This is a genomic window from Burkholderia sp. 4NA327C6 (genome assembly GCF_005502655.1).
Classification (GTDB): Bacteria; Pseudomonadota; Gammaproteobacteria; order Burkholderiales; family Burkholderiaceae; genus Burkholderia; species Burkholderia contaminans.
Genome location: NZ_SCNZ01000011.1, coordinates 158,492 through 185,488, shown reverse-complemented (window position 1 = coordinate 185,488; position 26,997 = coordinate 158,492). Strand labels below are relative to the sequence as shown.

Below are 26,997 nucleotides of genomic sequence, written 5' to 3'. Positions count from 1 at the left end.
CGCTTGACCGGCCTCATCGCGCGCCTGCCTCTCGCCCGGACCACCCTGTTCGTCGCCCTGTCGATGCTGATGTTCGCCTTCTCGCCGAACGCGTCGTCAACGCCACGCAACCCGCCGCCGCGTGCCGCGCACGCTCATGCGCCGGCGAAGGCCGTCAAGAAAACCGTCAAGAAGAAGCCGGCCCAGCGCAAACAGAAAGCCGTCAAGCACCGCCGCCCGCGCGTGAAGCACCAGGCGGTCAAGCGTCACGCGGCACCGGCCCCGCAGCAACGCCGCGCGAAACGTTCGAGCGCCGTGCGGCCGCGCCCGGCTGCCAAGCCGCGCCTGATGGCGAGCTGCGGCTACAGCCCGCGTGCGGTCAATTCCCTGCATTCACGCGCGGCCTACGTGCTCGACGTCGATTCCGGCACGCCGCTGCTGGCCCGCAACGCACGCACCGTGCGGCCGATCGCATCGATCTCGAAGCTGATGACGGCCGTCGTCGCGCGCGACGCCGACCGTCCGCTGAACGGCGTGCTGCGCGTCACCGCGCACGACCGCGACACGATCAAGTTCACCGGGTCGCGCCTGCAGGTCGGCTCGGAACTGTCGCGCCGCGAGATGTTCCATATCGCGCTGATGTCGTCGGAAAACCGCGCGGCCGCCGCGCTGAGCCGCGACTATCCGGGCGGGCGCGCCGCGTTCGTCAAGGCAATGAATCGCGAAGCGCGCCGGCTCGGCATGCGCCACACACACTTCCGCGAGCCGACCGGCCTGTCGCCGCACAACGTGTCGACGGCAGAGGATCTCGCGAAGCTCGTCGGCGCGGCGGCGCAGGATCCGCTGATCCGCTACTTCTCGACCGATACGTCGACCACCGTGCGCCCGGGCGACGGCGAGCTGCTGTACGTGAATTCCGACCCGCTCGTCCGCTACCGCCGCCTACCGATCCGGCTGCAGAAGACCGGCTTCATCAACGAGTCGGGGCACGGCGTCGTGATGCGCATGCGGGTGAAGGGCCGCCGCGAAACGGTCGTGCTGCTCGGTGCGCCGACCCGCGCGGGCGTCTCGAGCGATGCCATCAAGATCCACCGCTGGCTGTCCTGCTCGATCCAGTAAGCGCGCACGGGCGGCCGGCGCGTTCACCCAACGGGAGCGATGCCATGCAGGACGAATACCGCTTCAACGCATTCGGACGGCCGCTCGCCGTCGTGCGGACGAACGACGGCTGGGCCGTGTTCGATCTCGGCGCCGAAGGCAAGCGGCGCCCCGCCAATCTGCATGTTCCGCCCACGCTCGCCGCGGACGAACTCGCGCAATACCTCGGCGACCTGCTGCACGAAGCCGCGACCCCGCGATACAACGAAGTCGTCCCGATCCCGCCCCGCCGCGCGTAACTGCGCACCGGGCTGCATCTCGATCCGGCGAGCAATTCGACAGTTAAACTTGCAAGTTTGGCTGTCGTATTCTATGATCCGCCGCATGAACCCGCCACGCAAATCCGGCGTTTCCGCCGATATCGTCGCCGCCGACCTGACCCTAGCGGTCGGCCAGTTGATCCGCCGGCTGCGCTCCGAGATCGAATCCGGAGGGCTCGGCATGTCCCAGACGAGCGCGCTTGCGCGACTCGAACGGCACGGGCCGATGACGACCGCCGATCTCGCGCGCGCCGAGGCAATGAAGCCGCAGTCGATGAAGGCGACGCTTGCCAGCCTCGAGGAAGACGGTCTCGTCGAACGCGAACCGCATCCGACCGACGGCCGCCAGATCCTGTTCCGGCTGACCGCGGCCGGCCTCGACGCGCGGCTCAAGCGCAACGCCGCGAAACACAAGTGGCTCGGCGCCGCGATCGAACAGCTCGATCCCGAAGACATCGCCACGCTCGCCGCCGCGATCCCGCTGATCCGCCGCATCGGCGAGCAATGAATCCGGCCCGCGCGCCCCACGACAACCGCGCGCAGGGCTTTCTTCGCCCCTTTCACGGAGTCCCATCATGAGCGCAACCCGTCTCGACACGAACACGGCCCTCGTCGTCATCGACCTGCAGAAAGGTATCGTCGCCCTCCCCACCGCGCACCCGGTCGAACCGGTGATCGCGCGCGCCCGCACACTGCTCGACGCGTTCCGCAGCCACGGCCTGCCGGTCGTGCTCGTCAACGTCGCGGGCGGCGCACCGGGTCGCACCGAGCAACCGCCGCGCACGGCGCAGTTCCCCGCCGACTGGACCGAGCTCGTGCCCGACCTGAACCGGCAGCCGGGCGACCACCTCGTGACGAAAAAGACCTGGGGTGCCTTCACCGGCACCGATCTCGACGCGCATCTGAAAGCGGCCGGCGTCACGCAGATCGTGCTGACCGGCGTCGCGACGAGCATCGGCGTCGAATCGACCGCACGGCAGGCGCATGAACTCGGCTACAACGTCACGCTCGCCGTCGATGCGATGACCGACCTCAACGCGGATGCGCATGTGAACAGCGTCGAGCGTCTGTTCCCGCGCCTCGGCGAGACGGGCACGACGCAGGAGATCGTCGCGCTGCTCGACCGGCGCGGCGCGTGAGCGATCCACGCACCCGGCCGGCGCGGGACCAAGCGGCCGGCCGGCCCGATCCGTCGATCTGGAAGGTCAGCGCCGTCGCAACGCTCGGCTCGCTGCTGTCGCAACTCGATGCGACGATCGTCAACGTATCGCTGTCGAGTCTCGCGACCGACCTGCACGCGCCCCTCGCGACGATCCAGTGGAACGAGCGGCTACCTGCTCGCACTCACGCTGGTGCTGCCGCTGAACGGCTGGCTCGTCGACCGGATCGGCGCGAAGGCGCTGTACCTGTGGTGCTTCTCGGCGTTCACGCTCACGTCGGCGCTGTGCGGGCTCGCGTGGTCCGCACCGTCACTGATCGCGTTCCGCGTGCTGCAAGGCGTAAGCGGCGGGCTGCTCGCGCCGATGGCGCAGATGATGATCGCGCGCGTCGCCGGCCAGCAGATGGCGCGCGTGATCGGCTATGCGGCCGTGCCGGTGCTGCTCGCGCCGATCCTCGGCCCGGTCGTCGCCGGCGCGATCCTGCAGCACGCGTCGTGGCGCTGGCTGTTTGTCGTGAACCTGCCCGTCGGTGTGCTGGCGCTCGCGCTGGCCGTACGGTTCCTGCCCGGCGACCGCGACGACACGCAGCCGCGCGAACTCGACTGGGTCGGCCTCGCACTGCTGTCGCCGGGGCTCGTGCTGTTCCTGTACGGCATCGAGCGGATCAACGAAGCGCTCGGCATCGCGGCGATCGTCGCGGCCGCGCTGTTGCTCGCGGCGTTCCTGCGGGTCGAGACGCGCAAGGGCGACCGCGCGCTGATCGACCTTGCACTGTTTCGCGGCAAGGTGTTCGGCGCGGCCGCGTCGACGCAGTTCCTGTCGAACGGCGCGCTGTTCGCGGGCCAGATGCTGATTCCTGTGTTCCTGATCCAGGCCTGCGGCCGCACGCCCGGCGAAATGGGCTGGCTGCTCGCGCCGATGGGACTCGGCATGCTGGTCACCTACCCGTCGATGGGCGCACTCACGAGCCGGTTCGGCGTGCGCCGGCTGGCCGCCGCCGGCGCATTGCTCGCACTGTTCGCGACGCTGCCGCTCGTGTTCCTCGCGCTGACCGGCTACGATCCGATCCTGCTCGTGCCCGCGCTGTTCCTGCGCGGCATGGCCCAGAGCGCGATCGGCGCGCCGTCGATTTCCGCCGCGTACGCGTCGGTCGAGCGCCGCAACCTGCCGATGGCCACGACCTCGCTCAATATCGTGCAGCGCCTCGGTGGGCCGACGTGCACGACGGTCTGCACGCTGTTCCTCGCGTGGCGGCTGCAGGCCGAATCGGCGGCGAGCGGCGGCACGCAGGCAAACGCGTATGCGTGGGCCTTCGCACTGCTTTGCGTGCTGCACGCGGCGAGCTTCGTCACGACACTGCGGCTGCCGTTGTGGTCGGCCGGTGCGGGCGGGAAACCTGCCGGCGCGGCGCGCGCCGGTTCGCGCTGAACGCGGACGCTGCGTCACGCTGCGCAGCGCCCCGCGCGCGACGTCGCTATGGCAGCCACATCGGCACGATCGACACCACCTGCGCAATGGCTTCGCGTGCGTGCGGGCGGCCGCCTGGCGCCGGCTCCCGCTACACCATGCCCGGCTCCTGCGGCGCCGGCGTCGTCCCAGCGGCCTCCAGTGCCTGGTGCAATGTCGGGAAAATGCACGACGCGCCGACGATCTCCGTGATCCGGTGACGATCCATGTCCGCGCGCAGGTAGCGATTGACGCGGCCGAACAGCACACCGATCCCGCGCGCCTGCAGCATCCTGACGAGGTCGGTCAGCGTCCGTGCAGCCGAATAGTCGATGTCGGTGATCGCGCCCGCATCGACGACGAACCAGCGCGTCGGCACCGGCGCCGCCTCGACGAGTTCGGTCACTTCGGCGGAGAACAGGTGATCGTTCGCGAAGAACAGGTCGGAGCCGAACCGGTAGACGATCAGCCCGGGGGCCGTCATCGCACCGCGCCGCGTGGGTACCGGCTGCCACCGCCCGTTGCCTTCGACCGGTTCGAGCACCATCGTGTGCGGCTGGTAGCTGTGGCGCACGTGCCGCATCAGCGACAGCGCGACGGCCAGCAGGATGCCGTGCTCGACGCCGACCGTCACGACGGCCAGCGCCGTCACCAGCGCGAGCGTGAACTCGCCGGGGCTTTCCTTGCGGATCGCGGCGAGGCTGCGCACGTTGATCAGCCCGAGCGCGATCGTGAACACGATGCCGGCCAGCACCGCATGCGGCAGGTATTGCAGAAACGTGCTGAAGAACAGCAGCACCACCGCCACCACGGCCGCGAACGCAAGATGCCCGATCTGGCTGCGCACGCCCGCGCCGTCGGCCATCGCCGTCTGCGTCGGGCTGCCGTTGACGACGAACGCGCCGCCCACCGCCGCCGCGACGTTCGCGGCCGCGAGACCGAGGATGTCGGCGTTGGTGTCGACCTCCTCGTCGTACTGCTGCGCGAACACGCGTGCGGCGGCCGCACTCTGCGCAATGATCATCACGAAGCAGGACGCTGCGACCGGCACGAGTTCGAGGCACTGCTGCCACGTGACGGACGGCCAGCGCAGCGGCGGCAGCCCGCCCGCGACCGGCCCAAGCACCGCGATGCCGTGCGCGGCGAATCCGAATGCGTAGCTTGCCGCGATGCTGCCCGCGACCGCGAGCATCGGCATCGGCACGCGCGGCAGGAACCGCTTGCACGCGAGAATCGCGACGACGACGAGCGCCGCGAGCGCGAACGTCGGCCGGTTCGTATGGACGAGATGCGTGACGACGTAGTCGAGCTGCGCCAGGCTGCGTGACGCCGGGTACGGCACGGCCAACCCGAGCATGTCGCCGAGCATCGCGATCGACACCTGCACGCCGACGCCGGCGAGAAAGCCGACCAGCACCGTGCGCGACAGGAAATCGGCGAGAAAACCGAGCTTGAAGATGCGCGCGAGCAGCAGCATCGCGGCGGTCAGCAGCGCGACCGTGCCGGCCAGCGCCACATACTCGGCGCTGCCGGCCGGCGCCATCGACGACAGCCGGCTCGCGAAGATCGTCGCGGTCGCGGAATCGGCGGCCACCACCAGATGCCGCGACGCACCGAAACACGCGAATGCGACGAGCGGCAGGAACACCGTGTAGAGGCCCGTGACGGCCGGCATGCCGGCGATGCGCGCGTAGCCGAGCACCTGCGGGATGTCCATCGACGCGAGCGAAATGCCCGCGAACACGTCGCGGATCGCCCCGCCCCGGCGGATCGGGAGGATGCCTTTCAGCAGCCGCACGCCTGACGGGCGGCTTTCGTTGGAATCTTGCATGCGTGGAATGCGTGAATACGAGGTGACGTGGTTCGCGAAGTCGTTCGCGCATCGTGCCCCGGGCAGGCACCACATGGCAAGTGCGCGAAGGTGGCGCGTGTCGCTCACCGTCGGCAATGAGCCGCACGCGAAAGCGAGCGCCACACGCGACGGCACGGGCAACGCCCGCATGATTGCATGGATCGCCGTTCACGCGCATCGAGGCGCGAAGGCCCGCCTGAGCGGCGTTGCGCCGCTAACGGGCCGGCGTGCAACGCATCCGGCAACACGCGCGCGCCGCGGCTTGCGGTGACGCGCTTCCACTCCCCGCCTTCACCCGATTACAGAGGAGACCTGCGCAATGGTGAGGCAATTCGGGAGCCGCACATCCTGCATACACGACGACGCGCCCGGAACCCGATGGCACAATCACGGTCCCTTTCATGTGCCCTTCACCGGGCGCGCGCCGCACCGCGGCGCCGATTCAACGCACGAGAAGGCCCCTGTTTGCCCCTATGACCCTGAACGAATCCTGGTTTGCGCCGCTCGTCGGCATCCTCATCCTGCTCGCCGCCGCTGGCGCGATCACCGCCGTCGTCCATTTCCTGCTGTTCCGCGTGGTCGCGCGGCTCGCCCGGCTTTCCGCCACGCGCGTCGACGATGCGCTGTTCGAGTTCGGCGCGTTCAAATGGCTGAACCGCATCGTCCCCTTCGTCGTGGTCAAGCTCGGGCTCGGCGCGGTGCCCGGCATCCCCGAGACGGCCGCGCAGGCCGCCGACAAGGTACTGTTCGCGCTGATCGTGTTCCTCGTGACGATGACCGTCAGCGCGACGCTTTCGGCGCTCGAACACACGCATCGCACGTACCAGCGCGATCAGCGCGGCCAGCCGCACCTGTCGCTGAAAGGCGCGATGCAGCTCGTCAAGCTCGTGATGTTCATCACGGCCGCGCTCGTCGTGATCGGCGACGCGACCGGCAAGCAGATCGGCCTGCTGCTGTCGGGCATCGGCGCGATGTCGGCGGTGCTGATGCTGATCTTCAAGGACACGCTGCTCGGCCTCGTCGCGGGCGTGCAGCTGTCGTCGAACGACATGCTGCGGATCGGCGACTGGATCACGATGCCGTCGGCCGGCGCGGACGGCACCGTGATCGACATCACGCTGAACACCGTCAAGGTCGCGAACTTCGATCACACGATCATCACCGTACCCACGTGGAAGCTGATCACCGAGAGCTACCAGAACTGGCGCGGAATGACCGAAGCGGGCGGGCGCCGCATCAAGCGCGCGCTGTTCGTCGACGCGACGAGCGTGCGCTTTCTCTCCAACGACGAGATCGAACGGCTCGAACGCCTGACGCTGCTGAAGGATTATCTCGAGGACAAGGTCGACGCGATCGAGCAATGGAACGGCACGCTCGGCGCGGCCGGCGACTGCCCGGCGAACCGCCGCCAGCTGACGAATCTCGGCACGTTCCGCGCGTATGTCGCGAACTACCTGAAGGGCCATCCGCGCATCCGCCGCGACATGACCTGCATGGCGCGGCAGCTGCCGCTCACGGCCGAAGGCATTCCGCTCGAACTGTACTGCTTCACCGACACGACGACGTGGGTCGACTACGAGGCCATCCAGTCCGACCTGTTCGATCACCTGATCGCGGTGCTGCCGGAGTTCGGGCTGCGCGTGTACCAGCACCCGTCGGGCTTCGACATGCGGCAGATGGTCGGCGCCGCGCAAGCCGGGCTGCAGGCGCCGCATGCGGGGTGACGCATGCGGCGGCGGCCGATCGTCGGCCGCCGCCTGCCGCGCGGCCCCCTGCACTCAGCGCGCCGCCGCGCACTCCGACGCGAGCCGGCCGAGCACCTTCAACGCATCCTCGATCTGCCGCGACCACGGATAGCTGTAGTTGAGCCGGATGAAATGCCGGTAATCGGTGCTCGCCGAGAACATGTGTCCGGGGCCGACCGTGATCCCTTGCGCGAGCGCGACCGTGTACAGCTTCATCGCATCGACCTGCCGCGGCAGCTCGACCCACAGCACGTACCCGCCCTGCGGCTGCGACAGCCGTGTGCCTTCCGGGAAGAAACGCCGCACCATCGCGCTCATCAGGCTCGCCTGCTGCGCGTACTGCTTGCGCATGCGCCGCAGATGAAAATCGTAGCCGTCGTATTTCAGGTACTCGGCAATCGCGAGCTGCTCGATCGCGGGCGTGGCCAGCGTATTCAGGAATTTGAGCTTCTCGACCTGGTCGCGGTAGCGGCCCGGCATCGCCCAGCCGATCCGGTAGCGCGGCGACAGGCTCTTCGTGAATGACGCGCAATGCAGCACGAGCCCGTCGCGGTCGAACGACTTCAGCGCGCTCGGCGTCGAGTCGCCGAAGTGCAGCTCGTGATAGACGTCGCTCTCGATCGCCGGCACACCGTGCTTCGACAGCAACTCGACGAGCGCGCGCTTGCGCGTGTCGGGCATCTGGAAACCGAGCGGATTCTGGAAGTTCGGCATCACCATGCACGCGGCGATGCGCTCGCGTTCGAGGACCCGTTCGAGCGCGTCGAGATCGATGCCGTCGACCGGATGCGTCGCGACTTCCAGCGCGCGCATGCCCATCCGCTCGATCGCGTGCAGCATCGCGTAGAACGTCGGCGACTCCACGGCGATCGTGTCGCCCGGCTTCGCGACGGCCTGCAGGCACAGGTTGATCGCCTCGGTCGCGCCGATCGTCACCACGATTTCGCCGGGCTCGACCACGATCCCGCGCTCAGCGTAGCGCCGCGCGATCTGGCGGATCAGTTCCTGGTTGCCGGGCGGCAGATCGTCGATCACGCCCCAGCGCGTGCGGCGGCGGCCGATCGTCTGCGCATAGCGCGCGAGACGCTGCACCGGAAACTGCGACGCATCGGGGTAAGGCGAGCCGAGCGGCACCGCGTCGTCGCGCGCGATCGAGCGCAGCGTCGACAGCACGAGCCGGCTCACGTCCACGGCCGACGGCTCGGCGGCCGGCGCCGACATGTGCAGCTCGGCCTCGGCCGGCGCCGACGCGCGCGCGCGGACGAAATAGCCCGATTGCGGCCGGCTCTCGATCAGGCCACGGCTTTCCAGCACGAGGTACGCTCGCAGCACGGTCGTGACGCTGAGCTGCTGCTGCCGGCTCGCCTGCCGCACCGACGGAATCCGCTCGCCGGGCCGGTACACGCCACGCTCGATCTGCGCCTGGAGATCGTCGGCCAGTTGTTCGTAACGCTTCACGCGCCTCCCTTTCAACTTCCCTTCAACAATACAGTTGCGATCCGCACTGTCTGAATGGCCGCAACTGTACTCTTTTTTGGAGTGAACAGGTGTACACACAGCCGGACGGGGGCCGCGCGTACTCTGCACCCATCGACCCCGACACCCGCTGTATCATGAAAAAGAAATCCGCCACCGCGCGCATCGAACCGTACACCCACCCGGCCGCCGGCTGGGGCGCGCTGAAAGCCGTCACGATCAACCTGATCAAGGAAAAGGTCGCCGGCGGCAACTACCGCACGCTGCTGCGCCAGAATCAGCCGGACGGCTTCGACTGCCCCGGCTGCGCGTGGCCCGATCGCCAGCACGCGTCGACGTTCGAATTCTGCGAAAACGGCGTGAAGGCCGTGGCCGCGGAAGCGACGAGCAAGCGCGTGACGCCCGAATTCTTCGCCGCGCACACGGTCACCGAGCTGCTCGAACAGTCGGATTTCGAACTCGAGCAGCACGGCCGGCTCACCGACCCGATGGTGTACGACGCGCAGACCGACCGCTACGTGCCGATCGCATGGGACGACGCGTTCGAGCTGATCGCGCGCCACCTGCGCGCACTGCCCGACCCGAACCAGGCCGCGTTCTACACGTCAGGCCGCGCCAGCAACGAAGCGGCATTCCTGTACCAGCTGCTCGTGCGCCTGTACGGCACGAACAACTTCCCCGACTGCTCGAACATGTGCCACGAGGCGACGAGCCGCGGGCTGCCGGCGTCGGTCGGCGTCGGCAAGGGCACCGTCACGCTCGACGATTTCGAACACGCGGACATGCTGCTGATCTTCGGCCAGAACCCGGCCACCAACCACCCGCGGATGATGGGCGAACTGCGCGAATGCGCGAAGCGCGGCGCGACGATCGTGTCGATCAACCCGCTGAAGGAGCGCGGCCTCGAACGCTTCGCCGATCCGCAAAGCCCGATCGAGATGCTGACGATGTCCGGCACGAAGATCGCGTCGACGTTCATCCAGCCGACGATCGGCGGCGATTTCGCGCTGATCAAGGGGATGGCGAAGCGCGTGCTCGAACTCGACGACGCCGCGCGCGCCGCCGGTGCACCGCGCGTGCTCGACACCGCGTTCATCGGCGAGCATACGGCCGGCTTCGACGCATTCGCCGACGACCTGCGCAACGAAAGCTGGTCCGCGCTGACCGCCGAGAGCGGCGTGCCGTACGAACAGATCGACAGCCTCGCGCAGCGCTATGCACGCAGCGAGCGCGTGATCGCGACGTGGGGCATGGGCATCACGCAGCACAAGCATTCGGTCGCGACCGTGCAGATGCTGACGAACCTGATGCTGATGCGCGGCAACATCGGCCGCCCCGGCGCGGGCCTGTGCCCGGTGCGCGGGCACTCGAACGTGCAGGGCAACCGCACGGTCGGCATCGAGGAAAAGCCGTCGCAGGCGTTCCTCGACCGGCTCGGACACGTGTTCGACTTCGAACCGCCGCGCCACCACGGCTACGACGTCGTCGAGACGATCGAAGGGATGCTCGAAGGCCACGTGAAGGTGCTGATCGGCCTCGGCGGCAACTTCGCGATGGCGACGCCCGACACGCCGCGCACGTGGGAAGGCATGCGCCGCTGCGACCTCTCCGTGCACATCACGACGAAACTGAACCGCAGCCACCTGATCCACGGCCGCGACGCGCTGATCCTGCCGACGCTCGGCCGCACCGAGATCGACCTGCAGGACAACGTCGCGCAAGGCGTGACGGTCGAGGATTCGATGAGCATGGTCCACGTGTCGTACGGGATGAACAAGCCGGCGTCGCCGAACCTGATGTCGGAGCCCGCGATCGTCTCGCACATGGGCCATGCGCTGTTCGGCAGCGGCAAGATCGACTGGCTCGCGTACAAGGACGACTACGCGAAGATCCGCGACGCGATCGAGGCGACGCTCGACGGCTTCTACGACTACAACACGCGCATCGCGCGGCCGGGCGGCTTCCACCTGCGCGTGGCGTCGCGCGACCGGGAATGGCTGACGCCGACGGGCAAGGCGAACTTCATCGCGCACGCGCTGCCGGCCGACACGCCGATCCAGCGCGCCCGCGCGCTGCACGGCGAACGGCTGATGACGCTGATGACGACGCGCTCGCACGACCAGTACAACACGACCGTCTACGGGCTCGACGACCGCTATCGCGGCGTGTTCGGCCAGCGCCGCGTGGTGTTCGCCAACCGCGACGATCTCGCGATGTTGGGCCTTGCGGCCGGCGACTGGGTCGACATGGAAACCGTGTGGCACGACGGCATCGAGCGGCGCGCGGCGGGCTTCCTGCTCGTCGAATACGACATCCCCCGCGGCTGCATCGGCGCGTACTACCCGGAAACGAACCCGCTCGTGCCGCTCGACAGCGTCGGCGACGTGTGCAACACGCCGACGTCGAAGTCGATTCCGGTGCTGCTGCATCGCGCGGCCGCGCCGGCCTCGATCGCCGCCTGACGGAGCGCGGCGATGATCGTTCGTCCGCGCGAGCACTGGCTGCGGATGCTGCTCGTCTGGAACGGCTCGGTGCTGCCGACCATCCTGCCGCAACTCGTGCTGACGCTCGCGATCAGCCTCGTCGCGGTATGGGGCGGCGGCCGGGTGCTCGGCGAGAAGGTGCCGCTGAACCCGACGCCGTTCACGCTGATCGGCCTCACGCTCGCGATCTTCGCGGGGTTTCGCAACAACGCGAGCTACGAACGCTACCGCGAAGGCCGGCAACTGTGGGGCGGCGTGCTGACCGCCACGCGCACGCTGGTGTCGCAGGCGCTCTGCTATGGTGCGATCGACCGTGACGATGCGTCGCGACGCGCGTTCGTGCGCACGGTCGTCGCGTTCGTGTATGCACTCAAGCATCAACTGCGCGGCACCGATCCGGCCGCCGACCTGCGCGGGCTGCTCGACGATGCGGCCTACGCGCGCATCGCCGCGTCGCGGTTCCGCCCGGTCGTCATCGTGCACGCGCTGCGCGAAGCGTTCGCCGCGCGCGCCGATGCGGGCCACCTCTCCGACACGCGGCTGTGGATGCTCGACGCGCGCCTTGACGATCTCGTCGCGATGGTGAGCGGCTGCGAGCGGATTGCGTCCACGCCGATCCCGTTCTCATACGACGTGCTGCTGCACCGGACCATCTACGCGTACTGTGTGCTACTGCCGTTCGGTCTCGTCGATTCGATCGGCGCGGCAACGCCGTTCGTCAGTGTGTTCGTCGCCTATACGCTGATCGCGCTCGACGCGATCGCGCATGCGATCGCCGAGCCGTTCGGCGACGGGCCGAATCATCTCGCCCTCGATGCAATGACGCGGCAGATCGAGCGCACGCTGCTCGAGCTGAACCGCGAGCCGCTACCGGCGGAAGTGACGCCGGGCAAGGCCTATCGGCTCAGTTGATCCGGCCGACTCAATTCGACGGAGGCGCCTGTGACGGCTTCCACACCGGCTGACCCACGGCCAGGTCCTGCGGAGCGCATGCTGATGATGCAGCAGTACCTGCGCCTTATCTGACAAGGCTTCCCGCACAAACCTGCGCCAAGACCTACGCTCGCCCTTTTGGCGATGGACCGTTGCCACCCCACTTCTACCGTCCCCTTTCTATCGATCGACCTCCCCGAGAGCGGCCGTTTGCGCGTGCGATGTCTCCGTTGACAAAGCTTTGCTATGATCGTCCGCAACCCGTTGATTGGAAGTGAAAAGTGGGTATCACGTATCGTTTCATTGACGCCCCTGCGAGGGAGTCACCCGTCATACAGTGGTTTCGCCAGCTCGCCGAACCACCGCTCGAGGTGGAGACCGAGCGTTGCCGAGTCTTGTATTTTAGGGAGTCCGGAACATTGCAATACGCTGAGGACGGTTCGATCGACCCTAAAACCTCCCCGATTGTGACCGTCATTCTGCCGCGAGTAACCCACCGAGCATTGTGGACTGTCGGTGAAGTCCATTTCCGCACTGCGGCCCTACGACGCCAATACCCGAAGCTTCATCGTATCGCCAACGCGTTTCTTGCCTGGATCAGCTCGTACGAGTGTGTTTACTCTCTTGAAAATCGCTCAGGCGATTTTAGTTATTTCCTCGAGGGATCAATCCGAAACGGCGACTCCCCAGTATTCGCATTCGAACCTGGAATAACGGCGCTTAACAACGGGCAATATATGGTCGGAAATTCGGACAACGACATGCGACTAGACCAACTTTGTCGACTTCTGCGACTTAGAGGTGTCGATTGCGGCGAGAGTTAATTAAGACAAATTGAAGCGTTGTCTCGCTCCATGCAGGACTGGTGAGTTTACCTTTCGCCTTCGCCGACAACTGATCGGATGGAAACCTCCGAGCAGGTACGCTTGGGCCGCCGGTAAACTCGGGCTGCCAAAGCAACTTTTCCCGGTCTCATGAGCACGCAACCCGCAGCAGCACCTGCACCCGTCGCTCCAATGATGCAGCAGTACCTGCGTCAGGCCTGACAAGACTACAGAGAAAAAGCTACGCCAAAGCGTACGCCGCCGAATTGACGGAGGCATCTTTCCCTCTCCATGCTTGCAAGGTGTCGGTATGCCTTCGGTAACTGGATCAGAGGCGCTCGAGAAATTCGAGGAAGAGCAATACAACGATGAGGGCGCCAAGCCATCTCACCGTGACATTGAGGTTGGCAAGCTTGAGGCCCAGCGTAACCATGGAATCCGCGACGAGTTTCGTCGCATCATTGTCTTTCTGGTCTACGCCCTGCTCGGTGCCACGCAATGATGTTGTCGCAAAGTCGATCCGAAGGCCGGTGACATAGCCCGTTGCAATAGTCGGCCATTCGATCGTGTCGTCGCTGTCGTCGGGTTTGAGAAAAAGTCGGGACTGCCGTACGGGGGCAGCCGTCGCTCGTTCGGCCAAATACAAATGCCGCATTGTCAATCCCAACTCTACCGCGCCAAGCTGGCCATCCGAGCTTGCCTTCGCGAGCACCTGCAGGCAGGCGTCGGGAATATGGCAGGCGAGCCACCATTGATCGGGCTCGTCGACTTCGTCGTCGGCACGATTGAAGCCTAGTCGGGCGCTGCCGAGCGCGACGTCGGACAACGAGGTGCCCAGCTCGTCTTCCAACGCACGCAGACCAAGCCGGTCGGCCGTGGTGACGTCGCGCGCCTCAAAAGCTACCTGAAGCGTGCGCGTCGAACCTTGCGTGTCGCCCAAGATCGACAACTCCTGCCCCTCGATAGTCGCCACGCCGTGTAGCGAGGTGGAAAGTGTCGGCTGGTTGCCCATGTCCAGCGGCTCGACGAGCTGTTGCACGATCTGAAGCTGCTCCAGCTTCAACCACATGGACGTCGCCGCGTAGTACGTCTGCTTCTGGTTGTCGGACCCGACATGTTCAACGACGTGAGCCCTCTGCCCAACGGGACTCGCCGCAACCCCTTTTTCCAGAAAATTCATGACATACCCCCGCTGCCGCCCAGAACATCAAACCCCTCGCCGGCGAAACAAGGCGCGAGTGTTATCCGTCTGACCACGTGATTGGATCATCCGTGGTTTCATGTCGCTTCGCATTAGGGGAATACGTGGCATGTTGCTTCCCCCAGCCTTCGCCAACCGTGTACCGAATTGGCACGATTTCAATGTGAGCCCTCTCGAACGCATGGCGAGTGTCCAGCCGATGCGGGAGCAGTTCGGCGACGTCGGACGCTTTGTGGGGCGGTAGTCGGTGAGCATGTCTTTCAAAAAGCTGCCGATCGACGCCGCTTCCCGCACCTCACCGTCACCTGCCGATCGACTCAGGTGAACAATTGTTTCAAGCCGGCCCACCTCAATCCCACGGATATTGCGTAGTTTTGGATTGTCCCAACGAGTCAGACCTGGAGCGTTTTCATCATCGGCGAGCCCCACTTCCATTAAGACAGCGACAGCCATCGCGTAAAGCGCCGACAGGTCGCCATCGGCAATCTCGATGGCGATACCTGACATACGCGAGTCGTTTCCTGACCGGCGGCAAACCGATTTATCCGGCACAGACCGACGCTCCTTCCAAGCCACTAGCGCCCCATAGAGCCTGAGCCTACGATACACCGAGTTCCTGCGTACAGGCCATCAGGACTTCGCGAAAGCCAGAGTTCTCGCAATAACAAAATGGAAAACAGGACGCGTTCGACCGACGCAGACATTACACAACCCATTCGATACATTAAATTAACTTACAGAATGGGTGATCGCCTGGAAATCACTCTTCATAGCACCTAATACTTCACTTAATTCATAGAACGCACATTGATTTTAGTGCAAACACTCTAAACAAAGCGATTGACGATCAAAATTTTTTAACCAAGACTTAACTCGCGATATGAAAATGTCACTGTACCGTTTTAGCGCAATCCTTACTTCTCCATTCATTGAAGAGCAATTGAAAATGCAGATCAAAAACAAAATGGTACTGAAGCGGCACGACCATCTCGATTGCGCACATGGCTGCACTTAAATAATCGACCTCTCCCCGATCTTGTCGATAAAACAGTCCTGGAGCCGTTTTCACCTGTAGCACACATGCCTTCAACACCGCCGCCGCGCTTAAAGAAATAACTGACGACGCAGAAAGTAAAAATAGGGAGATATATGCGCCTCACGTCTTGGCAACAGATATGTCTCTATGTCGCAGCGGACGCAGTGCTTAACGTGGCCTCCCGCACGCTTCAAATATATTGCACATGGCATTTTGTAAAACTGCTTTTTGACCAAAGTGCACTTGGGTCCATCCTACTTGCCACCTCGATTGCGAGCTTGGTGCTTCTCCCGTTTTGGGGTGTCATGGCGGAGCGAGTCAAGAAAAGCCATATCCTGACAATAGCGGCGCTGCTTTCAGTTTTGGCAAGCATTATCAGCATATTGGCCGCACACATTTTCAAGTCCGCCAACACAAACTATCACTTATTGATTTCATTGATGCTTAGCGGTGTCGTCTCGAGTTCAGCTACTGCCGCCCTTTATCCACTGGGCACATCATTACTTCCGGAGATAACAGATCAAGAAGCTGATATTCACAAGGGAATGCGGCTAAAATCTTCAATGTTTTTCATTAATTTGCTACTCGGGCCAACATTAGCCGGACTAGCAATCGGGCGCGTCGGCGGAAACGCGGCACTTATTCTTAGCGCTGTGTCCGCAATCATCGGACTATTGCTTTCCCTCGCGTTTCTTTCAGCGTTTTCCCCGCAAATGCTCCCGAAAGGTGATCGCTCCAGCAGATTTTCGTTTTTCATTGAGCTGCAATCTGGGGTCAAGCGCGTTTTCCTTATCAAGGCAGAAAGGGCCATCGCCATCGCATCCCTTTTCGCGAACATACTTTTTGTCCCGTTTTTTTCTCTGATCCTACCGACGAAACTATTACGCAGCGGATTTTCAATGTTCGACCTGGCCATCATCGAACTTTCATTAGGAATTGGAGTTTTATTATCGTCCAGCTTGATAATCTCCAGACTTCAGAAAGTCTCTTCCGAACATACGCTCGCTTGCGGCAGCATTGCGTTGATAGGCCTGACCACATTCGCCTGCGGATTTTCTGAAAACTTCTGGGCGCTTTGCGTATTTAACATGATGCTTGGGATCGGACTCACTACATTTAATGTGACAGTGAACTCGAAGCGCGCGATTTCCATCCCTGCTGGTTATCGGTCGACGATGGAATCAACAATGCTTTTCCTGTGCACGGCCGCAGTCCCGCTCGGATTGTGGCTCGCCACACTTGGCCTCAATAGATACTCACCTGACGAAGTCATTATCAAAGGCAGCGAAACATTTATCATTGCCGTCGTTTGCATCATGTTTTCGCGTTCGCTCCGGCTGATGCTCAATGATGAAAATAGAAAGATTCCATACTACGTAGCGACTAATCGCGAACTATTTGAGCAAGGAGAGCATTGGTGAACTATAGCCCCCTCCCCTCCCAACAAGTAGCAAACGATCTTCGTCAATATTTTCGTCTCGACTTAAAGAAAGCTATGCGAGCCAACTTGGCCAATTGAGCGAATTCTTCCCGAGAATTTCCCCCGACTCACGCGTCGAACCCTCCGTCAATCCTGACGACCTCGCAGGAAGCCCTCGTGCGCGGCCGCCGTCTCCGCGATCGTCCTCAGCAACACCGCACCACGCAGCAGCGCGCGGCCGTCGTCGCTGTCGACCTCCGTCACGCGACGCAACAGCACGCGGGCTGCCGCGTCGCTGGTCCGCGCCAGCCGCGCGAAATCCGCGCGCCCGGCCCGCCCCCGCACCAACGCGACCGCCCGGCGCGCCGCCGGCTCTCGCGTCGCCAGTTCGGCCAACGCCAGCAGGCTGTCGCCGATCGTCCAGGCCGCGAGCAGATCGCGCAGGTCGCGCTCGATGAGCGTGGGTGACAAACGGCCAGCGAAACCGAGTTCGCGCCCGAGGCGGTCGGCCGTGCGGCTCAGCCAGGCACTCGCCCGCCATGCCCGTGGATTGCGTGCGATGCGAACCAGATCGTCGCGCACCGCGCGATGCAGGCGCCGCCGGCTCGTGCCGGGATCGCCTGGAAACACGAGCGCGAACACCAGCGCCCCGAACGCAATGCCGAGCAGCGTGGCGAGCGCCGAATTGAGAAAGGCCGCGTCGCCGATGCGCGCCGTATTGTCCGGCGACGTGAAATTCCAGAAGAAGATCGAGAAGCCGCTGCCGATGCCGGCGGTGCGCGGATTGCGCATCGCGATGCCCGTGCCGATCATGAACACACCGAGAATGGTCGCGAGCATCTCGAAGCCCGACACCGCCGGCAGCAGCACGAAATTGCACAGCGCACCCGCGACCGCCGCGCAGGCCGCGCCTTTCAGGAAGCCGACGGTGGCGCCCACCGAGTTCGGACGTGTCGAGAACAGCGCGCAGACCACGCCCGTGATCGCCACGAACCCGGCGCCCGACGGCCACGCGGTGAGAATCCAGAGCGCCGACGCGACCAGCACCGCGACGAACGCGCGAATCCCGTTGTGCCACGCGAGCACCGGATCGTGGTGGAACGCATAGCGCACGCGCGACGCCGGCGGATTCGGCCGGTCCAGCTGCACCTTGCCCGCAAAGGCAGCGTCGAACCCGGCAAGCAGCGCCGCCAGCCGGTCGAGCGTGAGCAGGCGCGCCGGGTCCGAGCCGGCCGGCTCCGCGACCTCGGCACGCACCGCGTCGTCCACGCGCGCACGCAATGCGATCAGCGCCGGGCCCGCTTCGCCCGTCGCGGCCATGCCGTCGAGCACCTGCGCGGCATCGGCGACCAGCGGGTCCGGCGTGCCGCCGCTGCGTGCCGCGTGCTCGTGCAGCGCCTGCCCCGCGGCTTGCGCGGAAAGCACGCCCAGCACCGCTGCGCGCAGATGCCCGATCGCGTTGCGCACCGGGGGCGCACCGGCGGCCGCATACTCGGCCGCCGTATCGAGTTCGAGCGCATCGGCGAACAGCCGGTGCACGGCCGCGCCGTTCGGCTCGCGGCGCAGCGCGCCCGCGCCGACGGCCGCCGCGCGGTCGAGATAGCGCGCGAGCCGCGTGCGGACATCGGCCAGCGGCGAACCGGGCGCGAATACCGTCTCGAATGCGGCGGCGCACAGGATGCCGACCACCACGTACAGGAAGCGCGCGGTCGCGATGTCGAATGCGTGCAGCGGCGCGGAGACGGCATCCATCGCGATGATCGCCGCCGTATAGCCCGCGAGCACCGCCGCATACGCGCGGAAATTGCGCAGGAAGGTCGCGACGCCCGCGCACAGGCCGATCCACGCGGCGAGCGCCGGCAGGAACAGTTCGGGCGTCTGCGCGAAAGCCCCGGTCAGCACGAGCGCGACGGCCGCGCCGATTGCGGTGCCGAGAATCCGGTACTGACTCTTCGACAAGCCCATCCCGCGGCTGCCCTGCGCGACGATCCACACCGTCGACGCGGCCCATTTCGGGTCGTCGAGATTCATCCGGAACGCGATGTAGAGCGCGAGGAGCGACGCGGCGGTGTTGCGCAACGCGAAGCCGAGGGCGCCGGGCGGCAGCGTGGGCCGGGCGTCGCGCAGCGCGGTGCGAACGGCTGCGAGCGGCGGCAGAGAAGGCAAGGCGAATTTCATGCGGCGAGCATACGGGGGCGCGCCGCCGCCACTAAGAGGCGCGGGCAGGATGCGTTATTGCACCGGGCAGGATAATCGCCGCCGCACGAAGCGATTCGGCCGGCGCAGGTAAGATGCGCGCAGGTCGAACACTGAAGCACCTCGTATGGACTTCGAAAGCATCCGGATATTCCTGCGCGTGGTCGAGCGCGGCAACTTCACCGCCGCCGCCACGCATCTCGACATGCCGCTCAGCCGCGTGAGCCGCAAGGTCAAGCAGCTCGAGGACGACCTCGGCGTCCAGCTGCTGTACCGCACCACGCGCCGCGTCTCCGTCACCGAGGCCGGACGCGACTACTACGAGCGCTGCCTGCGCGCCGAGGACATCCTGCTCGACGCCGACCGTCAGGCCCGTGCGCTGCGCACGGCGCCGGAGGGCATGCTGCGCGTGCTGGTGCCCTATTCGATCGGCCTGTTCGAACTGGAGCCGGCGCTCGCGGAGTTTCGCCGGCGCTACCCGCTGGTCCAGCTCGTGCTGATCTACGACAACAACCCGCTCGATCTCGTCGAACACGGCTTCGACGTGGCGCTGCGCGCGGGCGTGCTGACCGACTCCAGCTACATCGCGCGCTCGCTCGGCTGGTCGCAGGCGAAGCTCGCCGCGAGCCCCGCCTATCTCGACCGCGCCGGGCGGCCTGCCACACCGCAGGACCTCGCGCAGCACGACCTGCTGCTCGTCGGTCGCGATGCGCCCGGCCTGACGCTGCGGCTCACCAATGCGGCCGGCGAAGTGGCCGACGTGCCGGTGCGGCCGGTACTGATCACCAACGAATCGGTGACGGTACTGCGCCAGGCCGCGAGCGGCAGCGGCATCGCGCTGGTCTCGACGCACTACACGGCCCGGCGGCTCGAGCGGAACGAACTCGAAATCGTGCTGCCCGACTGGCACCGGACCGACGACGTCGAGCTGCACGTGCTGTATCCGCGGCGCGCGACGCTCGACAGCAAGGTACGCGCGTTCGTCGAATTCCTGGCGGAAGTGTTCGACGATTGGCGCACCGCACCGTAACCGGCACGGTTCGCACACCGATTATTGCAGCAAGCGAAATCGATTAATGAGCCGGCCCGTGTTGATGGCGCCTCGCCACATCGTTAGCCTGTCGCGATGCAAAACCATTCCACACGCGACGGTAGCCGCCTGAGCGCTGCCCGCAGGCGCGTCACGCGCGTCCCGCCTTCCTGACCGGCAGCATTCCACCTCCCGAAGGCCGCCACGGCTTCGTACATTCGATCGAGCAGCACGTGGCACGCGTCGGCCCCCTCTGCCGGGCCGCGTCGCGCGCGCCGTGCTCCCTTCCGTTCAGCAGTCGCGCCGTCCGTGCGTCGCTTTCGCACGCGCGTACGCGGCCGCGTGCCCGCCGCAACGGGTCGCATCCGTTCCGCCCCTTACGCTCCTTACGCAGGAAACCCATGTCCTCTCCGTCATCTTCAGCCCCGTTATCGGGCGGCCGCCTCGCGATCGGCACGATCGCGGTATCGCTCGCGATGTTCATGAACGTGCTCGACTCGTCGATCGCGAACGTCGCCATTCCGACGATCTCGGGCGACCTCGGCGTGTCGGTCGACGAAGGCACGTGGGTGATCACGATCTTCGCGGCAGCGAACGCGGTGTCGATTCCGTTGACCGGCTGGCTCACGCAGCGCTTCGGCCAGGTGCGCCTGTTCGTCACGTCGATCCTGCTGTTCGTGTTCGCGTCGTGGCTGTGCGGGATCGCACCGAACCTGCCGACGCTGCTCGCCGCACGGATCCTGCAAGGCGCGGTCGCCGGGCCGCTCGCGCCACTGTCGCAGGCGCTGCTGCTCGGCGCGTGGCCGCGGCAAAAATCGTCGAGCGCGCTGGCGCTGTGGTCGATGACCGCGCTCGTCGGCCCGATCGCGGGGCCGTCGCTCGGCGGCTGGATCACGTACGACTACAACTGGTCGTGGATCTTCTACATCAACATCCCGGTCGGCTTCTTCGCGGCCGCCGTCACGTGGATCGTGTTCCGCGACCGCGAATCGGCCACGAAACGCATGCCGATCGATACGATCGGCCTGTTGCTGCTCGTACTGTGGGTCGCCTCGCTGCAGATCATGCTCGACAAGGGCAAGGATCTCGACTGGTTCAACTCGCCCGTCGTGGTCGCGCTCGGCGTCGTCGCGCTGATCGGCTTCGCGTTCTTCCTCGTGTGGGAGATCTACGAAGCCAATCCGATCGTCGATCTGCGCCTGTTCACGCAGCGCAATTTCGCGGGCGGCACGATCGCGATCTCGGTTGCGTACGGGATGTTCTTCGGCACGCTGGTGCTGCTGCCGCAGTGGATGCAGGGCTATCTCGGCTACCGCGCGGTCGATTCCGGGCTCGCCACGGCGCCTCTCGGCGTGTTCGCGATCCTGCTCACGCCGGTCATGGGGCGCCTGCTGCCGCGCACCGATCCGCGCTACATCGCGACGCTCGCGTTCGTCGGCTTCGCGGTCGTGTTCATGATGCGCACGACCTTCTACACCGACGTGTCGCGCTGGGATCTCGTACTGCCGACGCTGCTGCAGGGCATTCCGATGGCGATGTTCTTCGTGCCGCTGACGTCGATCATCCTGTCCGGGCTGCCGCCGGAGAAGATCCCGGCCGCCGCCGGCCTGTCGAATTTCGGCCGTACGTTCTGCGGCGCGGTGGGCACGTCACTGATCAGCAACGCATGGAACGACCGCACGATCCTGCATCACGTGCGGCTCACCGAACAGGCGAGCGTCACCAACCCGACTTTCGCTCTGCACGTCGACACGACGCGTTCGCTGCTGCACCTCGGCCCCGATTCGGCACTCGCGTTCTTCAACGCCTCGGTCGATTCGCAGGCGGCCGTGATGGGGTTGAACGACATCTTCTACGTGTCGGCGATCATCTTCGTCGCGATCATTCCGCTGATCTGGATCACGAAACCGGCGCGCTCGGGCGGCGGCGATGCCGATGCGGCGGCAGCCGGCGCGCATTGATCCGCATGTGCGACGGCCGGGCCCCGTACCGCACGCGTCGGGGCCCGCGCCGCAACGTGCCGACGTAATAAAGACTTGCAATCGATACAGGCCGAAACGTCAACAGCCGGTGCCCGCTCCGCGTCCTTTGGACAAGCGCCCGTGATCCGGACGCGCAACGACAGGAGAAAACACCATGCGAACCCTTGCCCGCCATCTTGCGATTGCCGCCACCCTGATGTCGGTGCTGACCGGTACCGCGTTCGCCGACACGCCGTGGCAACAGGCGCATCCGCGCCGCGAAGAGGTCAACCAGCGCCTCGCCAACCAGAATCGCCGAATCCATCACGAAGTGAAGGAAGGTGAAATGTCGCACGCCGAGGCCGCGCGCCTGCATCGTGACGACCGCAAGATCCGCCGGGAAGAGCGGGACATGGCTGCGCAGGATCACAGCCACATCACGAAGAGCGAAAAGCACGTGCTGAACCAGCAGGAAAATGCGGTCAGCCACCAGATCGGCCAATAAGATCGACAACACCGGCAAGTGCCCATTCGCCGTCACCTGAAACGCCCGCTGCCGCGATGCGGCAGCGGGTGCTTGTTGTGTATCGAATCGTTTCAACGCCCCAGCGCCGTCAAACGCTGCGGGTATACTCCGTCGTCAGCCGCCTGTCGCATCGTCGTCCGTCAAAAACGGCCCGATTCCGGGCGGTTTCGTCGCGAAGCTTCGCGTTTCGCCTACCCCGCGCCCCAGCCTCGATACGAGACACCCGACGACCCATCATGAAACGATTCCTGCTGCTCCTTCCCGCCGCCCTGCTCGCCGCCTGCGGTTCCGCGCCCTCGTCCGACTCGGGCTCCGCGTCCGCCTCCGGCGCAGCGCCGATGATCTACGTGTCGTCGCAACGTCCGGCCTACGCGGTCGCCAACTGCCTCGACAGCCGCCTGTCGGGCACCGAGCAATCGCAGCACAACGGCGTGACCGACATCGCCATCGGCTCGAACTCGTACTTCGTCACGCTGACGCCGTCGGGCAACGGTTCGGTCATCAAGGTCGTGCGCGGCTCGGGCAACGAGCCGGCCGAGGAAGCGATGCGCTTCGCGATCGCGCGCTGCGCGATCTGATTCGAACCTGCCGATGCCGGGCGCCCGCCCGGCTCGCGGCTGCGCGCCACCCCGCCGGCGCGCACGCCGAATATTTTCATCCGGGCAGCCGTCGATGAGAGAATCGCACCCACGATTCCCTTTCAACGGAGCCCGCATGAAGCACCTGCTGTCCCGCCTGTTCGTCAGCGCCACGCTCGTCGCGCTTGTTCCGGCATTGCCGGCGCAGGCGGCCACGCCGCCCGGCATCTTCGTCGTCGCCACGCAGCTCGGCGAATTCACGACCCTCGACCCGAGCGGGATCTACGAGCTGGTGCCGTCCGAATACGTCGCGAACACCTACGAACGCCTGGTGCGCGTCGACCTGAAGGACCCGACGCGCTTCGACGGGCAGATCGCGCAATCGTGGACGGTCGGCGCGGACGGCGTGACCTATACGTTCAAGCTGCGCCCCGGCCTCACGTTCCACTCCGGCAACCCGGTGACCGCCGACGACGTCGCGTGGTCGCTGCAGCGCACCATCCTGCTCGACAAGGGGCCGGCCGGCGTGCTCGCCGATCTTGGCCTCACGAAAGCAAACGTGATGCAGAAGGTGCGCGTGGTCGATCCGCAGACCGTCGTGCTCGAAACCGACCGCAAGTACGCACCGAGCTTCGTGCTCAACGTGCTGAGCGCGTGCCCGGCATCGGTCTTCGACAAGAAGCTGCTGCTGTCGCATCAGCAAGGCAACGATCTAGGCAGCGCGTGGCTGCGGACCAACGACGCGGGCTCGGGCCCGTACCAGCTCGTCAAGTGGACGCCCAACGAGACCATCGTGCTGCAGCGCTTCGAGAAATACCGCACGCCGTACCCGATGAAGCGCGTCGTGCTGCGCCACGTGCCCGAAGCATCCGCGCAACGGCTGCTGCTGGAGAACGGCGACGCCGACGCCGCGCGCAACCTGAGCCCCGACAGCCTCGCCGCGCTGACGAAAGCCGGCAAGATCAAGGTCACGACGTGGCCGGTGTCCGCGCTCCTGTACCTGAGCCTGAACACGAAGAATCCGAACCTCGCGAAACCCGAGGTGCAGCAGGCCATGAAATGGCTCGTCGACTACGACGGCATCCAGCGCAACATCGTCAGCACGACCTACAAGGTGCATGAAACCTTCCTGCCCGAGGGCTTCCTCGGCACGTCGAACGCGCGGCCGTACAAGCAGGACGTCGCGAAGGCGAAAGCGCTGCTCGCCAAGGCCGGCTTGCCGAACGGCTTCGACGTGACGATGGACATGCCGAACGACTATCCGTACCTCGAGATCGCGCAGGCGCTGCAGGCGAACTTCGCGCAGGGCGGCATCCGCGTGAAGCTGATTCCGGGCGATGCGAAGCAGGCGATCGGCAAGTATCGCGCGCGCCAGCATGACATCTTCGTCGGCGAGTGGTCGCCCGACTACATGGACCCGAACAGCAATGCGCGCGGCTTCGCGTGGAATCCGGACAACTCCGACCAGTCGCCGACGAAGATGCTCGCGTGGCGCAACAGCTGGGACATTCCGCAACTGACGAAGGACACCGAGGCCGCACTCGTCGAGCCGTCGCCCGCGAAGCGCGCACAGCGTTACGAAGCGCTGCAGAAGGCCGTGCTCGCGAATTCGCCGTTCATCATCATGTTCGAGAAGGTCGTGCAGGTCGCGACGCGCCCCGGCGTGACGGGGCCGGAAATCGGGCCGATCAACGACCTCGTGTCATACCGCACGCTCGCGAAGTAATCGGGGCTGCCCGCGCGAACGGCCCTGCCGGCGCGCGGGTAATCGCCGCGACCGACGCGCCGGCGCTATGCCGGGCGACGGCCGGCGATCTACAATGGCCGGCGCCGCGAGGGCCGGCGGGTCCCGGCGATGGCACCCACCACCGAAGTCGCTTCGCGAAGGAAAACAGGATGCGCACGCTACAACAACTGAGACTGGAGTTCCTGCAGTACAAGATCGAACCGATCGGCTGGCTCGGCGACAGCCCTTCCCGCTTCGACTTCTATACGGAAACGGCGATCGGGTGCGACACCATCCTCGAGCTCGGCGTGTTTACCGGGCTCACCACGACGGCCTTCATGCTCGCGCAACCGAAGCGCCTCGTGTCGGTCGACATCTCCGACGAGCACTTCCGCATCCGGCACGAGCTGGAGCAGGCCGCGAAGGAACTGTCGGTCGACTTCGAATTCAGGATCGCCGACGATCTGGCGATGGAGCCGCTGGCATCCGACCTGCTGTTCATCGACACCACGCATACGTACGAGCAGACGCTCGCCGAACTGAACCGCTTCGGCCCGCTGGCACGCAAGAAGATCGTGCTGCACGACATGACCACGGCCGGCGTGTACCAGGCCGTGTTCCAGTGGCTGTGGGACAACAAGCAGTTTCATATTACGTATCACGACAGCCGCGGCTGCGGCGCGGTCGTCTGCGAGCGCCACGTCGGCTACTGAGTCGGGCACGCACACCGGGGAACGAACATGCATTCGAGCGAGCACGCGGTCTGCGTGGCGATCAACGACAACAACCGCGCCTGGTACGAAATGCTCGTGCCGTTCCTGCTGTCGCTGCGGCACACCGGCTACGACGGCCGGATCGCGGTGATCGGCTACGGCCTCTCCGAACGCAAGCGGCAGATCCTGGCGAGCCAGTCGGTCGACGTGATCGAGGCATCGGGCACGTATGCGCTGCCGGTCGGGCGCTTCATCGAGGCCGCCGAGTATTGCGCCCGCAACCCGCAAATCCGCAAGCTCGCGCTGTACGACGCTGACATCTGGTTCTGCGCGCCGGGGTTCGACCTGTTCTCGCAGATCGGCGACGACCGGATCCACGCGTGCCCCGACCCTCTGTTCTGCACGTTCGTCGTCACGCCGCTGATCGGCGAGCGGCGCGACCATCACTGGCGTCTCGTCGTCGACGAAGTCTCCGCGCGCCACGGCGGCGCGTTGCAGGCCGGGCTCGTGGCCGGGACCGCCGATGCCTGGACCCGCTACGCCGGCCACCTGCGCGACTGCATCGCGCGCATCGGCACCGATTTCCAGGAATGCTTCGGAATCGATACGACCTTCCTGCACCTGTGGAGCGCACAGGGTGAAACGGCACTGCTCGATCCGGTCCAGAACTTCGTCAGCAAGTACGGCATTCACGAAGCGTTCGACGCAAGCACCGGCACGACGACGCTCCGGTATCACGGCGAGCCGATCCGCGCGCTGCACATGACCGGCGATATCCGCTTCCTCGACCGGTGGCGCTACTACGCGAACCACACCGACGCCGCGCTGCGCGACGGCATCCCGTTCGCGCTGTCGGACGGCACGCCGGTGCAATCCGACGCGGTTGCCGCGCGCATCGCGACGACCGGCTACGTGCGCTCGGCCGGGCTGACCGTCGCGGCTGCGGCGATCGAGGAAAGCACCGGCGCCTACCTGCAGGCGATCGACGAACCCGGCGGCACGATGCTGATCGGCAGCGGGAACCACGAAATCGTGCTCACCGCGACCCGCGACATCGCGCGGCTGAACATCTACGTCACGCATCCATCCGGCTCGCCGTCGCCGCTGCTGTGCGAAGTGCTGGTCGACGGGCAGCCCCAGCGCAAGGGCACCGAACTGATGGCGCACTTCTGGTATCAGGTCGTGGCCGGCACTGTCATCACGCTGCGCTCGACGAGCCTCGGCGGCCAGCAGTGCAACGTGATCTGGCGGCTGCGCGAGGCGCCGGACATGCAGCAGTAGGCTGCCGGCCCGC

At 65.6% G+C, this 26,997-nt stretch carries 20 protein-coding genes and 1 pseudogene; 16 read left to right on the top strand and 5 right to left on the bottom strand.

Annotation, left to right across the window (positions count from 1 at the left end; all coding sequences use genetic code 11):
- The first annotated feature begins 3 nt into the window (after positions 1-3).
- From FFS49_RS14285 to FFS49_RS14265, 5 genes and pseudogenes are all read left to right on the top strand, one after another.
- Positions 4-1,098, top strand: a complete 1,095-nt coding sequence (locus FFS49_RS14285; protein WP_105817942.1) for a serine hydrolase — start codon at positions 4-6, stop codon at positions 1,096-1,098.
- A 44-nt stretch (positions 1,099-1,142) separates the two neighbouring features.
- Positions 1,143-1,376 (top strand): hypothetical protein, encoded by a 234-nt coding sequence (locus FFS49_RS14280; protein WP_039351207.1) that lies wholly within the window; start codon positions 1,143-1,145, stop codon positions 1,374-1,376.
- Positions 1,377-1,449: 73 nt separating this feature from the next.
- The gene (locus tag FFS49_RS14275; protein WP_081421041.1) at positions 1,450-1,905 is read left to right on the top strand and encodes a MarR family transcriptional regulator; all 456 of its coding nucleotides are present in this window, start codon (positions 1,450-1,452) and stop codon (positions 1,903-1,905) included.
- A 67-nt stretch (positions 1,906-1,972) separates the two neighbouring features.
- Positions 1,973-2,536, top strand: coding sequence for an isochorismatase family protein (locus FFS49_RS14270; RefSeq protein ID WP_105817943.1), 564 nt, complete (start codon positions 1,973-1,975; stop codon positions 2,534-2,536).
- A pseudogene (locus FFS49_RS14265) lies at positions 2,533-3,985 on the top strand (DHA2 family efflux MFS transporter permease subunit). The gene FFS49_RS14270 and the pseudogene FFS49_RS14265 overlap by 4 nt, the downstream one beginning before the upstream one ends.
- Before the next feature lie 130 nt (positions 3,986-4,115).
- Here the strand turns inward: FFS49_RS14265 and FFS49_RS14260 are convergent.
- The gene (locus FFS49_RS14260) at positions 4,116-5,834 is read right to left on the bottom strand and encodes a SulP family inorganic anion transporter (protein WP_105817944.1); all 1,719 of its coding nucleotides are present in this window, start codon (positions 5,832-5,834) and stop codon (positions 4,116-4,118) included.
- A 494-nt stretch (positions 5,835-6,328) separates the two neighbouring features.
- On the opposite strand from FFS49_RS14260, the gene FFS49_RS14255 reads away from it, so the two are divergent.
- Complete coding sequence (locus FFS49_RS14255) at positions 6,329-7,579, top strand: mechanosensitive ion channel family protein (RefSeq protein ID WP_105817946.1); 1,251 nt, start codon at positions 6,329-6,331, stop codon at positions 7,577-7,579.
- A gap of 54 nt (positions 7,580-7,633) precedes the next feature.
- On the opposite strand, the gene FFS49_RS14250 is transcribed toward FFS49_RS14255, so the two are convergent.
- Positions 7,634-9,058 carry a PLP-dependent aminotransferase family protein gene (locus FFS49_RS14250; protein ID WP_105817947.1) on the bottom strand — a complete coding sequence of 475 codons (1,425 nt, stop codon included), beginning with the start codon at positions 9,056-9,058 and terminating at the stop codon, positions 7,634-7,636.
- A gap of 155 nt (positions 9,059-9,213) precedes the next feature.
- On the opposite strand from FFS49_RS14250, the gene FFS49_RS14240 reads away from it, so the two are divergent.
- Positions 9,214-11,538: an FdhF/YdeP family oxidoreductase gene (locus FFS49_RS14240; RefSeq protein ID WP_105817948.1), complete on the top strand. Its 2,325-nt coding sequence runs from the start codon at positions 9,214-9,216 to the stop codon at positions 11,536-11,538.
- A gap of 12 nt (positions 11,539-11,550) precedes the next feature.
- Positions 11,551-12,471, top strand: coding sequence for a bestrophin family ion channel (locus FFS49_RS14235; protein ID WP_105817949.1), 921 nt, complete (start codon positions 11,551-11,553; stop codon positions 12,469-12,471).
- Positions 12,472-13,644: 1,173 nt separating this feature from the next.
- On the opposite strand, the gene FFS49_RS14230 is transcribed toward FFS49_RS14235, so the two are convergent.
- Complete coding sequence (locus tag FFS49_RS14230; RefSeq protein ID WP_105817950.1) at positions 13,645-14,496, bottom strand: hypothetical protein; 852 nt, start codon at positions 14,494-14,496, stop codon at positions 13,645-13,647.
- 27 nt (positions 14,497-14,523) lie between these two features.
- Complete coding sequence (locus tag FFS49_RS14225; protein WP_137909890.1) at positions 14,524-15,024, bottom strand: asparaginase; 501 nt, start codon at positions 15,022-15,024, stop codon at positions 14,524-14,526.
- 702 nt (positions 15,025-15,726) lie between these two features.
- On the opposite strand from FFS49_RS14225, the gene FFS49_RS14220 reads away from it, so the two are divergent.
- Positions 15,727-16,974: an MFS transporter gene (locus FFS49_RS14220; RefSeq protein ID WP_171026763.1), complete on the top strand. Its 1,248-nt coding sequence runs from the start codon at positions 15,727-15,729 to the stop codon at positions 16,972-16,974.
- Between the two features lie 146 nt (positions 16,975-17,120).
- Here FFS49_RS14220 and FFS49_RS14215 read toward each other — a convergent pair whose 3' ends face one another.
- Positions 17,121-19,151, bottom strand: a complete 2,031-nt coding sequence (locus FFS49_RS14215) for an FUSC family protein (protein ID WP_105817952.1) — start codon at positions 19,149-19,151, stop codon at positions 17,121-17,123.
- 145 nt (positions 19,152-19,296) lie between these two features.
- On the opposite strand from FFS49_RS14215, the gene FFS49_RS14210 reads away from it, so the two are divergent.
- The 7 genes from FFS49_RS14210 (at position 19,297) to FFS49_RS14180 (ending at position 26,984) form a co-directional block, all read left to right on the top strand.
- Entirely contained in the window at positions 19,297-20,199 is a 903-nt protein-coding gene (locus tag FFS49_RS14210) for a LysR family transcriptional regulator (protein WP_105817953.1), read from the top strand.
- A gap of 401 nt (positions 20,200-20,600) precedes the next feature.
- Positions 20,601-22,160 (top strand): DHA2 family efflux MFS transporter permease subunit, encoded by a 1,560-nt coding sequence (locus FFS49_RS14205; protein WP_105817954.1) that lies wholly within the window; start codon positions 20,601-20,603, stop codon positions 22,158-22,160.
- A 175-nt stretch (positions 22,161-22,335) separates the two neighbouring features.
- Complete coding sequence (locus FFS49_RS14200) at positions 22,336-22,665, top strand: hypothetical protein (RefSeq protein ID WP_047849789.1); 330 nt, start codon at positions 22,336-22,338, stop codon at positions 22,663-22,665.
- A 257-nt stretch (positions 22,666-22,922) separates the two neighbouring features.
- Complete coding sequence (locus tag FFS49_RS14195) at positions 22,923-23,264, top strand: sugar ABC transporter ATPase (protein WP_039352934.1); 342 nt, start codon at positions 22,923-22,925, stop codon at positions 23,262-23,264.
- 136 nt (positions 23,265-23,400) lie between these two features.
- Positions 23,401-24,990 carry an ABC transporter substrate-binding protein gene (locus FFS49_RS14190; RefSeq protein ID WP_105817955.1) on the top strand — a complete coding sequence of 530 codons (1,590 nt, stop codon included), beginning with the start codon at positions 23,401-23,403 and terminating at the stop codon, positions 24,988-24,990.
- 170 nt (positions 24,991-25,160) lie between these two features.
- Entirely contained in the window at positions 25,161-25,703 is a 543-nt protein-coding gene (locus FFS49_RS14185) for a class I SAM-dependent methyltransferase (RefSeq protein ID WP_039352928.1), read from the top strand.
- A gap of 27 nt (positions 25,704-25,730) precedes the next feature.
- Positions 25,731-26,984: a hypothetical protein gene (locus tag FFS49_RS14180; protein WP_105817956.1), complete on the top strand. Its 1,254-nt coding sequence runs from the start codon at positions 25,731-25,733 to the stop codon at positions 26,982-26,984.
- Positions 26,985-26,997: the final 13 nt, after the last annotated feature.

Bases quoted from the DNA above. Each gene is read 5' to 3' on its own strand.
- FFS49_RS14270 (WP_105817943.1), top strand. From the start codon at position 1,973: ATGAGCGCAACCCGTCTCGACACGAACACGGCCCTCGTCGTCATCGAC.
- FFS49_RS14275 (WP_081421041.1), top strand. From the start codon at position 1,450: ATGATCCGCCGCATGAACCCGCCACGCAAATCCGGCGTTTCCGCCGAT.
- FFS49_RS14230 (WP_105817950.1), bottom strand. From the start codon at position 14,496: ATGAATTTTCTGGAAAAAGGGGTTGCGGCGAGTCCCGTTGGGCAGAGG.
- FFS49_RS14205 (WP_105817954.1), top strand. From the start codon at position 20,601: ATGTCCTCTCCGTCATCTTCAGCCCCGTTATCGGGCGGCCGCCTCGCG.
- FFS49_RS14235 (WP_105817949.1), top strand. From the start codon at position 11,551: ATGATCGTTCGTCCGCGCGAGCACTGGCTGCGGATGCTGCTCGTCTGG.
- FFS49_RS14225 (WP_137909890.1), bottom strand. From the start codon at position 15,024: ATGTCAGGTATCGCCATCGAGATTGCCGATGGCGACCTGTCGGCGCTT.
- FFS49_RS14195 (WP_039352934.1), top strand. From the start codon at position 22,923: ATGAAACGATTCCTGCTGCTCCTTCCCGCCGCCCTGCTCGCCGCCTGC.
- FFS49_RS14255 (WP_105817946.1), top strand. From the start codon at position 6,329: ATGACCCTGAACGAATCCTGGTTTGCGCCGCTCGTCGGCATCCTCATC.
- FFS49_RS14240 (WP_105817948.1), top strand. From the start codon at position 9,214: ATGAAAAAGAAATCCGCCACCGCGCGCATCGAACCGTACACCCACCCG.
- FFS49_RS14185 (WP_039352928.1), top strand. From the start codon at position 25,161: ATGCGCACGCTACAACAACTGAGACTGGAGTTCCTGCAGTACAAGATC.
- FFS49_RS14200 (WP_047849789.1), top strand. From the start codon at position 22,336: ATGCGAACCCTTGCCCGCCATCTTGCGATTGCCGCCACCCTGATGTCG.
- FFS49_RS14215 (WP_105817952.1), bottom strand. From the start codon at position 19,151: ATGAAATTCGCCTTGCCTTCTCTGCCGCCGCTCGCAGCCGTTCGCACC.
- FFS49_RS14280 (WP_039351207.1), top strand. From the start codon at position 1,143: ATGCAGGACGAATACCGCTTCAACGCATTCGGACGGCCGCTCGCCGTC.
- FFS49_RS14180 (WP_105817956.1), top strand. From the start codon at position 25,731: ATGCATTCGAGCGAGCACGCGGTCTGCGTGGCGATCAACGACAACAAC.
- FFS49_RS14190 (WP_105817955.1), top strand. From the start codon at position 23,401: ATGAAGCACCTGCTGTCCCGCCTGTTCGTCAGCGCCACGCTCGTCGCG.
- FFS49_RS14260 (WP_105817944.1), bottom strand. From the start codon at position 5,834: ATGCAAGATTCCAACGAAAGCCGCCCGTCAGGCGTGCGGCTGCTGAAA.
- FFS49_RS14210 (WP_105817953.1), top strand. From the start codon at position 19,297: ATGGACTTCGAAAGCATCCGGATATTCCTGCGCGTGGTCGAGCGCGGC.